The sequence below is a fragment of the Actinomyces sp. 2119 genome (assembly GCF_003591215.1).
Lineage (GTDB): Bacteria > Actinomycetota > Actinomycetes > Actinomycetales > Actinomycetaceae > Actinomyces > Actinomyces lilanjuaniae.
This window is the reverse complement of the sequence record NZ_QYRR01000006.1, coordinates 293,326-306,299: the sequence shown is the minus strand read 5'-3', so window position 1 is coordinate 306,299 and position 12,974 is coordinate 293,326. Positions and strand designations below refer to the sequence as shown.

The following is a 12,974-nucleotide window of genomic DNA, read 5'->3' as shown; positions in this document are numbered from 1 at the left end:
GTGTGGGTGTCTAGTGGAAGTAGTGGGGGTACTCCTGCTCGGGGTCGTGGTCGCGGTGGTCGACCCACTGGTGGTCTATCTGGGTGGGGGTGATGCCGGGGGTCAGGACGGTGTGGCCGGTGAAGCCCTGGTCGGTGTACCACAGGACGAGGCTGGGGTCGGGGTGCAGGGAGCGTATCCAGGCGGCGACCTCGGCGGCCACCCAGGGCTGGGCGTCGGTGGAGACCATCCCGTTGTCGGGGAAGTGCCTGACGGAGAAGGGGGGGCCTCGGTGGGGCGGACATTGACTGCGGCGTCGGCGATGTGGGTGGCGGGGTCCCACCTGAATGCCCTGCAGCCGGGCCACCTGTTCTGGGCCTCGCGCAGGAACGTGTCGGCGTCGATCATCTGCTGCTGGGACGTGACGGTAATGACCATGTGGTCAACTCCCATGGTGGTCCTCGCTGTCTGCTGCTGGCTGTGCTAGGTGGGTCTGGTTGTGCGGGGTCAGGGGATGTAGCGGACCTCGAAGGGGCCGTTCTCTCCCAGGACGGCCTGGATCCTCATCTCTAGGTAGGTCCGGGCGCCTGGCGTGCTGGTGATCACGACCAGGCGGGCGACAGGGTTGCCCTGGGAGGCGATCACGTCACCGTAGCGTCTTATCTCGTCATGGAAGTCGTTCATGGCTAGGTCCTGGATGAGCGGGGGTGCCTTGCCCTCGTAAACTGCACCTGGCCCGCCGCGGGTGTACTTGACCTCGTAGGCGGTGTAGGTGGTCCCGGCAGGGCGGAGGTCGTCAGTCATGATCGTCTTGCCGCTGTCGGTGACCAGTTGGTACTGGACGACGTAGGTGTCCTCGCTGTCGGGCGGTGTCTGCCTGGTCTCCGCTCCGGTGACGGGCTCGTCGTGGTTGACCCGCCCGCTGGTCTCGAGCCCGGTGACGGGCCCGTGGTGGTCGACCCACTGGTGGTCTATCTGGGTGGGGGTGATGCCGGGGGTCAGGACGGTGTGGCCGGCGAATCCCTGGTCGGTGTACCACAGGACGAGGCTGGGGTCGGGGTGCAGGGAGCGTACCCAGGCGGCGACCTCGGCGGCGACCTGGGGGTGGGCGTCGGTGGAGACCATCCGGTTGTGGGGGAAGTGGGTCACACGGAACGGGGGGGCGTCGGGTGGGGAGATGTTGGCGGTGGCGTCGCTGATGAGGCGGGCCGGGTCCTCGACGACGGCCTGGCAGCCGGGCCACCTGTTCTGGGCCTCGCGCAGGAACGTGTCGGCGTCGATCATCTGCTGGGTCGGGTCCATGGCCACGACCATGTAGTTGACTCCCATGGTGGTCCTCGCTGTCTGTGCTGGTCTGCTAGTGGTGTCCTAGATGTCGAGCTGGCGGAGGAGGCGGGGTGGTGGTGTGGTGTCGTGCCCAGCGCGTCCAGCACGCTGGCCAGGCTCACCCCGCCCGGGCCAGGGGCCGTGGGCTGGTCCAGGTCGCGGGGCTGGCCTGGCTTGCGGGTTGCCCGGGCCGACGGGTGCGGGTGTCTAGTAGACGTACTGGGGGTACTCGGTGTAGGGGTCGTGGTCGCGGTGGTCGACCCACTGGTGGTCTATCTGGGTGGGGGTGATGCCGGGGGTCAGGACGGTGTGGCCGGTGAAGCCCTCGTCGGTGTACCACAGGACGAGGCTGGGGTCGGGGTGCAGGGAGCGTATCCAGGCGGCGATCTCGGCGGCGACCTGGGGGTGGGCGTCGGTTGTTATGAACCGGTTGTCGGGGAAGTGGATCACGGAGAAGGGGGGCGCGTCGGGTGGGGAGACGACTGTGGCGTCGCTGATGTGGGTGGCGGGGTCCTCGACGACGGCCTGGCACCCGGGCCACCTGCGCTGGGCGGCCTGGAGGAAGGCCTCGGCGTCGATCATCTGCTGGGTCGGGTCCATGGCCACGACCATGTAGTTGACTCCCATGGTGGTCCTCACTCTCTGCTGGTTGCGGGTGGTGGTTGTGCTGGTCTGGTCGTGCGGGGTCAGGGGACGAGGCGGACCTCGACGGGGGCGTCTGGTCCCAGGAGGGCCTGGACGCGCTGGGTGAGGTAGGCCTGGGCACGGGGGGTGTTGGTGACCAGGACCAGGCGGTTCACGGGGTTGCCCCGGGAGGCGATGACCTGAGCGTAGCGCTCCATCTCCTTGTCGAAGTTTCTTTGCATGATGAGTTCCCCGAACTCCCCTGAGGTTCCCTCGTACATGGAGGTCGGTCCGCCGCTGGTGTGCTTGGCGTCGTAGGCGGTGTAGGCGGTCCCGTCGGGCAGGACGGCGTCAGCCATGACCTTGGTCGTGCCGTCGTCGGCGACGAGCTCCCGCTCGACGTCGGTGCCCAGGACGCGGTGCTGGTAGCGGTAGGCCTCGGTGGTGTCGGGCTTGCGCTGGGTATTCATGGAGTCGTACCAGGCCTGGCGGGTGGCGGGGCTGGACCAGTCCTGGGGCTGGGGTCTGGGCCGCTGGGGTCTGGCTCGCTGGGGTCGTGTCCCGGCTGTGGGTGTGCTGTGTGTCTGGCTGGTCCTGTCTGGCCTGTGTGTTCTGTGCCTGTCGTGTGTGTGGTGGGTGCTGTGGTGGGTGCGGCGCAGGGTGCGGGGGTCTGGTGCGGGGTGGGGGTAGGCGGGTCTGAGTCCGTGGCCGGGCAGGAGGTCGTCGAGCAGGGAGGCGTTGCGCCACAGGCGGGGCTCGGCCAGGTCTCGGGCTGCGTGGCGGGCCAGGAGGCCTCCGGCGGCGCCCAGGGCCCCGCCGAGGGCCTTGGTGGCCAGCCACAGGGTGGTGTCGGCGGCGATCTCGGCGGGGGTGTGGGTGGCCAGGTAGGAGGAGACGGTGCCCTTGGGGTCGCGTGCCAGGTCGGCGGCGGTGTGGGCCGAGTCCAGCATGGCCAGGGAGGTGCCCGCGGTGAAGGCCAGTGACAGGGAGCCGCCGGAGGCGACCACGGCCGCGCCCAGGGCGACTATGAGCAGGCCCTGCTCCAGGGGCGACAGGGACTCCCACCACGTGCCCAGCGCGTCCAGCACGCTGGCCAGGTACACCCCGCCCGGGGCGGTCAGCGACTCACGCAGCCCGCCTGCTAGGGACGGCACCCCGGCCAGCACCACCACCCCCACCACCGAGACCACTAGCGCCAGGGCTACCACGGACCAGCGGCCGAGGCCGCTGTCAGCGACCCCGCGTGCGGCCAGCTCGCGCGCCTGGCGCAGCCCCACCACGGTGTGGGCCGCCAGCCGGTGTCGCCCCAGCGCCTTACCCGCTGCCAGGGCGCGCCAGGCCAGGCGCGCCTCGACCAGGGGCAGGAGCAGCGCGTCCACCACGTCCGCCCTCCACCGGCCCCACCGGGTAGGCGGCAGGGCGGCCATCCGCCGCCACCGCCACACGCCCAGCCAGCCCCCGCCCACGGCGCCGTCGTACACGCCGACGTCCTCCAGGAGCTTGGTGGAGTACCCGCCTGCCCACAGGATGCGCGCGTCCAGGACGGCGGCCGCCACCAGCACCGCCAGCAGCAGCCATCCGCGCCCCGCGCCCCCGCCGGTGAGCGTGCTGGTGATCCCGACCACGAGTGAGGGCGCCTCGCCTTTGGTATTGGCCCAGGTCAGGTTCTCGGTAGAGGCGTTGTGCCCCGCGTGGTCCACCACTGCCACCCACCAGGTCAGCACGGGCAGCACCACGCTGACGGCCCGCAGGGCTGCCGCCTGGCGCGGCGTGCCCTCCAGGTGCTGGGAGCGCCACCACAGGTGGCGTCCCACCCCGATGGCCGCCGCCACCAGGCCGGTGACCACCGCGTGCCCGCCAAAGGACAGCGCGGCCGGAGACTCCCCGGAAAAAGGCGACAGACCGAAGGTCGTCGCCCCCATGCACTCCATCATGTCGGAGCTGTTGGTCACGGAGCAGAACGCCCGGTCCATCGTGGTCCACACCAGCCCGGTGGCCTCCATGTAGGCAAGCCGCCTGGCGCCCTCCTCCATCGCCATGAACCCGGCACCGCAGGCCACGCCCAGCACCAGCCAGTCGGACACCAGCAGACGCCGCACCCGTCCCGGCGCCGCCACGGCCAGGACCACCAGCGGCACCAGCTTGCCCAGCTCCTCGACCAGCGGAGCCGCCACCACCTGCGCCTCTACGGACCTCATCGAGACATCGGCGGCCTCCACCAGCCGTGACGACACCCAGGCCACCACCCCCGCCCAGGGCGCCGAGACGGCAAACACCACCGAGACCAGCCGCCACGGCACCGACTTGGTGCGTGCCAGCCAGAACCAGGCCACCACCACCCACAGGCACCCCGCCCACGCCCCGAGGCTGTAGCGCAAGGAGGGCACCACTACCACCGCCGCGATGACCAGCGGCAGCGCCGCCCACACGGCCAGCACCTGGAGGCGGCGCAGTACTGCCAGACCGCGCCACCGGCGCAGCCGTGCCCCCAGGACCTCCCACCACTCCAGGCCCAGCTCCCCGCCGGGCTCGGGGGCCGGGCCAGGTGCGGACGGAGGCGCAGGAGGAGGTGGGGGAGAGGCGGGAGGCACCTGCCCCGGAGGCTGTCGTCCCGGAGGGGCCTGCCCGCTGGAGGCCTGAGTGCGCGCAGGTCCACCTGCCGGGGGCGTGCCCGCCTGGCTGGGCCACACGCCGTAGCTCCTGACCGCTCCCGGGGGAGCCGGGGGAGGGGGCTGTGGCGCCTGTACGCCCGGCGGGGCACCGTACCCGGGTGCAGTCATCACGGTCCTCTCACGGCCACAGGTGTCGGCTTACTGTCCCGCCTGGTGCAGGTCGGTACCAGGTACGGGGCTGCAATCACGGAACTGTAACGGAGCGGGGTCGCTGTCACAACACGCGCCGCCTGCGCGCCCCTGGCAACGCCCAGGAACCTCCCCGGCGCAGGTCGGCGGTGTTTTCTGTGACCTTTTCGTATTCTAGGTCCGTGACCTCTCCAGCAACGTCACTCGGTGGCGAGATCGATATGGCCGCGCTGCGGGCGCAGGACCCCACCGGGCTTCTCGACGGCATCGACCGGGCCGTCGCGTGGGACATCCCCCTGTCGACCCGCTTCCGTGGGCTGACCCGCCGTGACGGCGTGCTCCTCCACGGTCCCGGCGGTTGGGGGGAGGTGTCCCCCTTCTGGGACCACGGGGCCGAGGCCTCCGCCCCCTGGTTGGCTGCAGGCCTGTCCCAGGCACGCGGGGACGTCGCCCCGCCGCGCTACCGGGAGACGGTCCCCGTCAACGTCACCGTCCCCGAGGTCAGCGCCCGGCAGGCGCACCAGATGGTCACCGCCTCCGGGGCCGCTACCGCCAAGGTCAAGGTGAGCGGCTCCCCGCAGGCCCTGGCCGCCGACCAGGAGCGCCTGGAAGCGGTCCGTGACGCCGTCGGGCGCTCCGGGCAGGTGCGTATTGACGTCAACGGTGCCTGGGACCTGGAGACGGCCCGCACGGTCCTGCCGCTCATGGACGCTGCCGCCGGGGGGCTGGAGTACGTGGAGCAGCCCTGCTCAGACGTGGAGGACCTGGCCGCCTTGCGCCGGGACGTGGACGTGCGCGTGGCCGCCGACGAGTCGATCCGCCTGTCCGCGGACCCTCTGCGCGTGGCGCGCCGCATGGCCGCCGACGTCGCCGTCCTCAAGGTCGCCCCCCTGGGTGGTATCCATCGCTCGCTCGACCTGGCCGAGCGCCTGGGGCTTCCCGCCGTGGTCTCCTCCGCACTGGACACCTCCGTGGGGGTGGGGGCCGGGGCGGTCCTGGCCTCGACCCTGCCGGTCCTGGGGCACGCCTGCGGGCTGGGCACGGTCCGGATGCTGCGCCGCGACGTCGCTGAACCCAGCACCCTTCCCACCGACGGGGTGCTGACGGTGCGCACCCCCCGCGTCTCCACCGCCCTCCTGCAGGCTGCTGCGGCGCACGACGACCTCACCACCCGGTGGCAGGTGCGCCTGACCCACCTTCTGGGGGCGCTGCGGGCACGTCGTGAGCGCGAGGCCCGTGACCCTGCCGCCGCCGTCGCCGGTCTGCCCATGTGAGACAGGGGCCTCACGAAGGCCTCGGCTGCCAGGCGGTCGCTCAGGTGGTCGTGTCACGTAGGTCACGGCCTCGGCGGTGCGGACGGGACAGGGCCGGCCTGTCGCTGCGGGCGGACAGGCTGTAGGCGGACAGGGCGTCCGTGAGGGGGTTCGCGGCTGGCGTGCCACCCGGTCCGTATCCTGTGCCGGTGACCCTCTCAACGCCTCCAGGTACGCAGCCGCCCTCGCTGGTGCTGGCCCGGGCGGTCGTGGCCGCGCTCCTGGCTGAGGGGGTGCGTGAGGCCGTGCTGTGCCCGGGGTCGCGCAATGCCCCTCTGGCCTGGGCGCTGGCCGATGCCGCCGAGGCCGGCCGTGTGCAGCTGCGCGTGGTCCTCGACGAGCGCAGTGCCGGGTTCATGGCCCTGGGGATGGCGCGCGCCCACGCCCTGGAGGGGCGCCTGCTCCCGGCGGCCGTGGTCACCACCTCCGGGACGGCGGTGCCTAATCTCCACCCTGCCGCGTGCGAGGCCGACGCCGCTGGCGTCCCGCTCCTCCTGGTGTGCGCAGACCGTCCCCACGAGCTGGTCGGCACCGGTGCCAACCAGACCATGCAGCAGACCTCGGTCTTTGCCGACGCGGTGCGTGCCGTCGTGGACCTGCCCGCCGACCTCACGGCCGACCTGGGGGTACGGGAGGGGACGGCCGCCGTGGCCGGGCAGGTGCGCAGCGCCGTCGCCGCTGCCACGGGCGCACTCTCCCGCGACCCCGGCCCGGTTCTGGTCAACACCCGGTTCCGCCCGCCCTTGGCCCCCCTGGTGCCTCCGGCTCAGCAGGAGCCGGGAGAGCCGTCCGCCCCTGGTCAGGGGGTGGAGACCGCCAACCGTCCCGCTACCTCTCCCCGCCCTGCGCCCGGGCACCCTGGCGACGCCGCCGTCCGACCCATGACTGGCACCGTCACGGATCTGCATGCGGCCGTCCCGGGTCTGCCGGACCTGCGTCTCCCGGGCCCGGCTGACCTGGCTGACCGGGGTGCTCCTGCCAGCACCCGGGGGCTCGTCGTAGCCGGGGACACCCCGCACCCGGGGACCGGGCGCACGGCCCGGTCCCTGGCTGAGGCACTGGGGTGGCCGCTGCTGGCCGAGCCAACCTCCCAGGCCCGGGGCGGCCCCAGCGCCCTGGCACGCTACGCCGAGCTCCTGGGTACCCAGGCGGGGCAGGAGCTGGCCTCCCGTGCCGAGCACGTCGTCGTGGTCGGCCATCCTAGCCTCAGCCGACCTGTCTCCGCGCTCCTGGGCCGCCACGACCTGGCGGTGACGGTCCTGGCCGAGCGCGCCCGCTGGACCGATGTCGCCGGGACTGCGAGCGAGGTCGTCCACATCGACCCCACCACGCTGTCGCGTAGTCCTGGCCTGCCCCACGACCCTTCCCTGGCGCTGCTCGTGGCTCGGGCCTGCGGCCTGGGCGCGGCCCCTCCGGGGTGGCTGCGCTCCTGGCACGACGCGGTGGCCGCCCTGCCCGCCGTGCGGCCAGGTGCCGCCGACGAGGCGGTGGAGGCGGTGTGGCAGGCCTGCCTGAGGCCGGGGGCGCCTCTGCTGATGGTGGGCTCCTCAATGACCGTGCGCCGCCTGGATCGGCTCGCCGCGCCCGCAGGCCGTGAGGAGCCCCTGGAGGGCGATCCGGACGGCGCCCGCAGCGCCCCCGGCGCCGCGCCTGGCTCCCCGGCTGTTCCCCGCGCTGTCGCCAACCGGGGCCTGGCGGGGATCGACGGCACGGTGGCCACTGCTGTCGGCCTGGCCGTGGGCTCGCGCGCGCCGGTGCGCTCGGTCATGGGGGACCTTACCTTTCTGCACGACGCCATGTCCCTGGTGCACGGGACCGCCGAGACTGAGCCGGACCTCCAGGTCGTGGTCATCGACGACTCCGGGGGGAGCATCCTGCGCGGCCTGGAGTACGCCGACGTCGTCGACAGCCAGCGCCTGGAGCGGCTCCTTGCCGCCCCCCAGGCCGTTGACGTGGCGCAGCTGGCCCGGGCCGCTGGTGCCCGTACCCTTCTACCTTCCGGCACGGCCGAGCTGCGGGACCTGCTGGAGCAGCCGGTGCAGGGGCTCAGCGTTATTGTGATCCGGGAGGCTTCGGTGCGCCAGGGTTCTTCGGTATCCTCCTGGGCGGACGGATAGGAACGGAAGGAAGCACGCGGCTGCCTGCCAGCGGCTCCCCCACGTGTCTGGTGCGCGACGGCTACACGATCCACAGCGGACGCCCAGGCTCGCGTCGGAGGCGCCTCAGGAAGCCGGTGTTGGCTTCTGGGCGACGGGCCGTGGAGCCGCAGGCTCAAGGAGGAAACATATATGACCAGCAACGACGACACCACTCCTAGCGGGTACGGTCCGGTCGGCTCCGGACAGGAGGAGGCCGTCTCCCACGGTGACTATGCCGAGGAGGAGAAGACCCTCCCCTACGGGCAGCGGGCGGCCTCCTCCCCCGTGGTGCCGTCCTCCCTGGACCCGGACCAGGCGGAGACACCTCCCTCCGGCGTCCCGACGCCCGGACATGCTGGGTGGGCTGAGCAGGCCAGGCAGGCCCGCCCCAGTGTCGCGCAGGAGCCCGGTGGCTACGACTTCTCCCGGCCCTCCTCGCGTCCGGGCGACTCGCGGCCTGCTGGTCCTGCCGCCTCCGGGGAGACGGCGACCCAGCCCACAGCAGGAGGGGCCGGTGCCACGGGCTCCGGCTACGGGGCGTCCTACGGTGCCTCGTACGGTACTTCTCAGGCTCCTCCCTCCTACAGCGCCCCCGCCTACGGCTCCTCCGCCCCCTCGGCAGCCACCACCGGTACTGCCGGTGCCGTCGGCGCTACCAGCACTACCTCTGCGGCCTCCGCTGCCCCGACGGCCTCCACGGCCTCCACAGCCTCAGCACCCTCCACAGCGCCTGCCACAGCGCCTACGGCGTCCTACGGCGCTGCTGCGCCCTACCCCGCCGCGGGCCCCTCTGCTACGACAGGCCCGGACCCGGCCGCTCCCGCTGTCGGCCCGGCCGTGGCGTCAGGCTCGGGCGGCGAGCGGCGCCGGGGCCCGGGGTGGGGCGCCCTGGCAGGAGCCACGGCGGTGGCCGTCCTGCTGGGAGCCGGAGGCGGCGCGGCCGTCAGCTCCGTGCTCGGCGGTGGCTCTGACTCCCCCGCCGCGTCCGCGACAGCGCCCACGGCGATCGCTACCGGGGACACGACCCAGGTCGTGGAGTCCGCGGGCGAGACCCCGGACTGGGAGGCGGTTGTCGCGGCAGTGTCCAACGCCGTTGTCGCCATCACCTTCGAGAGCGGCGACAGCGAGGGGGGCGTGGGCTCGGGAGTTATCTACGACAGCTCCGGCCACGTCCTGACCAACAACCACGTCGTCTCTACAGCCCGCCAGCTCTACGTCACCCTCGCGGATGGACGGATGTACGAGGCCGAGGTCACCGGTACCGACCCGGCTACCGACCTGGCGGTCATCCAGATCGTGGACGCCCCCGACGACCTGACCGTGGCGCAGTTCGGCAACTCGGACTCGTTGGTCACCGGCCAGGACGTCATGGCGATCGGTAACCCGTTGGGGCTGTCCTCCACGGCTACCACGGGGATCATCTCCGCCCTCAACCGCCCGGTGGTCAACTCCGAGGACGACTCCGGCGCCTCAGGCCCAGGGGCGAACGTGTACACCAACGCCATTCAGATTGACGCGGCCATCAACCCGGGCAACTCCGGAGGGCCCCTCTTCGACGAGAAGGGCTATGTCATCGGTATCACCAGCTCGATTGCCAGCATCGCCGACAGCTCAGGCAACATCGGCATCGGGTTCGCCATCCCCAGCGATCTCGCCAAGAAGGTGGCCGACCAGCTGATCGAGTCCGGCTCCGCCACCCACGCCTACCTGGGAGTGGGCCTCACCAACGGCACGGCTCAGGCGGACGGGGAGGAACGCGGGGGAGCCGAGGTCACCTCGGTGGAGTCCGGCTCCCCTGCCGACGAGGCAGGGCTGGAGAAGGGTGACGTCATCGTGGCCATCGACGGCAAGACCACCGCCCAGGACGCCGCCCTGACAGGTTTTGTGCGCCAGTACTCTGCTGGGGACACAGTCACGCTGACAGTCATCCGTGACGGGTCCTCGCGCGACGTGAAGGTGACGCTCGCGGAGCGCCCCGACTCCTGAGCGCGCCCAGCCTGCCCGGGCTAGTCCTGCTCGGGGCAGGTGCCGACCAGCTTACTGGTCGGGCTCAGTCCTGTCGGTCCTGCGGGCGGGTCGCCCGGTGCACGGCGACGATCCCCCCGGAGAGGTTTTTGTAGCCAACACCGCGCCACCCGGCCTGGTGCATGAGCCGGGCTAGCCCGGTCTGGTCGGGCCAGGCCAGGATCGACTCGCCCAGGTAGTCGTAGGCCTGGCTGCTGGAGGACACCAGGTGCGCGGCCGCAGGCAGGACGGTGCCCAGGTAGGAGCGGTACAGGCGACGCAGCACGGGGTGCACAGGTGTGGAGAACTCTGCCACCACCAGCCGTCCCCCGGGCCGGGTCACGCGGGCCATCTCCTTCAGGGCGCGCAGCGGGTCCTGGATGTTGCGCAGACCGTAGGAGATCGTGGAGACGTCGAAGGAGGCGTCGGGGAACGGGAGGTTCATGGCGTCCCCGACCACGAAGTGGACACCGGGGTGGCGGCGTCGGCCCTCAGCGACCATTCCGGCGGAGAAGTCGCAGGCGAGGACCTGGGCTCCTGCGGCGGCGTACCCGGCGGCGGAGGTTCCCGTCCCGGCAGCCAGGTCCAGGACCTTCCTGCCCGGCGCCGGCTCCACGGCGGCGCGGGTGACGGCACGCCACATGCGTACCTGGAACAGGCTGGCGAGGTCGTTGGTGAGGTCGTAGCGGCGGGCGACGGCGTCGAACATCGAGGCGACCTCGCCGGGGTCCTTGGCGAGACTGGCTCGGCGGGAGGCTGGGCTCATGGGGACATCATCTCAGGCCGGGGCCGTGTCCTGGGCCCAGGGGCGGCCCGGGGTGCGGAGGGGAGGACGGAAGGGAAATTCGTCATTCCGCTAAGTCGTAATTCGTGCGCAACAGGGGCGGGGGAAGCTGTGGGAGGCTTGCCCCGTCTTCCCGGCACGGCAACGAAAGACCCCGGTCTCGGTAGTGCGGTCAAATGGAAGGGTCGCCCTGGGTAGAGTCGGTCCAGCACCGTCTCCCGAGGGGAAGGTCCCAAGGGTGGTGCGTGTCGTGCTCAGGTGCAGGAGAGGGGACGTAATGACGACGGCGACCACGGCGCTAAGCGGTCGCGCCGCCCGGTCTGCCGGTACCCCGGCTCCTGAGAGGGCAGGTGCTGTCAGCCGTGACGAGCGAGAGGCTGACGTCATCGTCGTCGGAGCGGGCCCCGCCGGGTCCGCGGCCGCCTACCACCTGGCGGTCCTCGGCCTGGACGTCCTGCTCCTGGAAAGGAGTCGGCTCGGCCGGGACAAGGTCTGCGGAGACGGGCTGACCCCCTCGGCGGTGCGTGAGCTGGTCCGGATGGGGGTTGATACCTCGAGCTGGCAGCGCAACGAGGGCCTACGGGTCGTCGGCGGGGGTCACAGGCTCCACTTTCCCTGGCCCGAGCAGCCCTCCTTTCCCTCCTACGGCCTGGCCAGGCGGCGCTGCGACCTTGACGAGGACCTGGCCCGCCACGCCCAGCGTGCCGGGGCGCGGCTGCTCACTGGCGTCACCGTCACCGCGCCGGTGTCCTCCGGGGGAGGCCAGGTTACCGGCGTGGAGGCCCGGCCCTCGCGCTCGGTGGCACAGCCTGCCATCGAGGGGCCGACCACCTTCACGGCCCCGCTAGTCATTGACGCGGGAGGCGTCTCAGCCCGGGTGGCCACGGCCGTGGGCCGCACCAAGGACGGTGGCAGGCCCTTGGGGGTGGCGGTGCGCGCCTACTTCCGCTCCCCGCGCGCCCAGGACACCTGGATGGAGTCCCAGCTCGAGCTGTGGGACGGCCCGCCGGGGGCCAGCAGCCTCCTGCCGGGCTACGGCTGGATCTGGTCGGTCGGGGACGGGCTGGTCAACGTCGGCCTGGGGTCGGTGGCGTCTAGCGCCTCGGCCGCCGCCTCCCGCAGCATCGACTACCGGGCAGTCTTCGCCGCCTGGATGCGCAACGTCCCTGCCTCCTGGGAGTTGACTGCGGACAACCAGGTCGGCCGCCTGGCCAGCGCGGCCCTGCCTATGGCCTTCAACCGCAGGCCCCACTACGAGCGTGGCCTCATGCTGCTGGGTGACGCCGGGGGCATGGTGTCCCCCTTCAACGGGGAGGGGATCGCCCAGGCGCTCCTGTCGGGGCGGCTGGCTGCCGAGGCGGCTGCCCAGGGGGCGGCACGCTCCACCACGGCGGGCCGGGAGCAGGCCCTGGCCCAGTACCCTCGGGCGCTGGCTGCGGAGATGGGGGGCTACTACACCCTGGGACGGGTCTTCGTCTCCCTGATCGAGCACCCGGAGGTGATGCGCCTGTGCACCCGCTACGGGCTGCCGCGCAAACGCCTCATGCGGGTCGTGACCAAGCTTCTCTCGGACGGTTGGGAACGTCGCGGAGGCGACGGGGTCGACCGCCTCATCCAGCTCCTGACAAGGATGGTGCCCTCAGCATGAACCCGTACGCGTCACTGCTCATCATGGCCGGGGTGGCTCTTCTGGTCGCCGTCGGGGGGCTCGCGCTGAGCGCCGTCATCAGCCCGGGACGGCGCAATCGGGTCAAGGTCGCCAACTACGAGTGCGGTATCGACCCTACCCCCGCCAACACCGAGCACGGCCGCTTCCCCGTCTCCTTCTACCTGGTGGGCATGACCTTCATCATCTTCGACGTGGAGGTGGTCTTCCTCTACCCCTGGGCCACGGCCTTCGCCCGGCTGGGGTTCTTCGGGCTGAGTGCCGCGCTTGTCTTCATCGCCCTGATCACGGTGCCCTACGTCCTGGAGTGGCGCCGTGGCGGACTGGACTGGGACTGAG

10 protein-coding genes are annotated in these 12,974 nt (G+C 71.9%); 5 read left to right on the top strand and 5 right to left on the bottom strand.

All coding sequences use genetic code 11. From position 1 onward, the window contains the following. Positions 1-10 precede the first annotated feature (10 nt). The 4 genes from D4740_RS09385 to D4740_RS09365 form a co-directional block, all read right to left on the bottom strand. Entirely contained in the window at positions 11-229 is a 219-nt protein-coding gene (locus tag D4740_RS09385) for a hypothetical protein (protein WP_119836662.1), read from the bottom strand. Positions 230-486: 257 nt separating this feature from the next. After that, positions 487-1,308, bottom strand: coding sequence for a hypothetical protein (locus D4740_RS12905; RefSeq protein WP_182911382.1), 822 nt, complete (start codon positions 1,306-1,308; stop codon positions 487-489). Between the two features lie 204 nt (positions 1,309-1,512). Then, a complete protein-coding gene (locus D4740_RS09370) occupies positions 1,513-1,932 on the bottom strand; it encodes a hypothetical protein (RefSeq protein WP_119836660.1) in 420 nt (139 codons plus the stop codon). A 59-nt stretch (positions 1,933-1,991) separates the two neighbouring features. Further along, positions 1,992-4,709: a hypothetical protein gene (locus D4740_RS09365; RefSeq protein WP_182911381.1), complete on the bottom strand. Its 2,718-nt coding sequence runs from the start codon at positions 4,707-4,709 to the stop codon at positions 1,992-1,994. A gap of 242 nt (positions 4,710-4,951) precedes the next feature. Between D4740_RS09365 and D4740_RS09360 the strand changes: the two genes are divergently transcribed. The 3 genes from D4740_RS09360 to D4740_RS09350 all read left to right on the top strand — a co-directional run bounded on the left by D4740_RS09360 (position 4,952) and on the right by D4740_RS09350 (position 10,167). Continuing rightward, positions 4,952-6,004 carry an o-succinylbenzoate synthase gene (locus D4740_RS09360; RefSeq protein ID WP_119836658.1) on the top strand — a complete coding sequence of 351 codons (1,053 nt, stop codon included), beginning with the start codon at positions 4,952-4,954 and terminating at the stop codon, positions 6,002-6,004. Positions 6,005-6,192: 188 nt separating this feature from the next. After that, positions 6,193-8,160 (top strand): thiamine pyrophosphate-binding protein, encoded by a 1,968-nt coding sequence (locus D4740_RS09355; protein ID WP_259390767.1) that lies wholly within the window; start codon positions 6,193-6,195, stop codon positions 8,158-8,160. A 171-nt stretch (positions 8,161-8,331) separates the two neighbouring features. Then, positions 8,332-10,167: a S1C family serine protease gene (locus D4740_RS09350; RefSeq protein ID WP_119836657.1), complete on the top strand. Its 1,836-nt coding sequence runs from the start codon at positions 8,332-8,334 to the stop codon at positions 10,165-10,167. A gap of 64 nt (positions 10,168-10,231) precedes the next feature. Here the strand turns inward: D4740_RS09350 and D4740_RS09345 are convergent, their stop codons facing one another. Beyond that, positions 10,232-10,951: a demethylmenaquinone methyltransferase gene (locus D4740_RS09345; protein WP_119836656.1), complete on the bottom strand. Its 720-nt coding sequence runs from the start codon at positions 10,949-10,951 to the stop codon at positions 10,232-10,234. 295 nt (positions 10,952-11,246) lie between these two features. On the opposite strand from D4740_RS09345, the gene D4740_RS09340 reads away from it, so the two are divergent. Both D4740_RS09340 and ndhC read left to right on the top strand, forming a co-directional pair. Further along, positions 11,247-12,617 carry a geranylgeranyl reductase family protein gene (locus D4740_RS09340; protein ID WP_119836655.1) on the top strand — a complete coding sequence of 457 codons (1,371 nt, stop codon included), beginning with the start codon at positions 11,247-11,249 and terminating at the stop codon, positions 12,615-12,617. Continuing rightward, positions 12,614-12,973 carry an NADH-quinone oxidoreductase subunit A gene (gene ndhC, locus D4740_RS09335; protein ID WP_119836654.1) on the top strand — a complete coding sequence of 120 codons (360 nt, stop codon included), beginning with the start codon at positions 12,614-12,616 and terminating at the stop codon, positions 12,971-12,973. Before D4740_RS09340 ends, ndhC begins: the two co-directional genes overlap by 4 nt. Position 12,974: the final 1 nt, after the last annotated feature.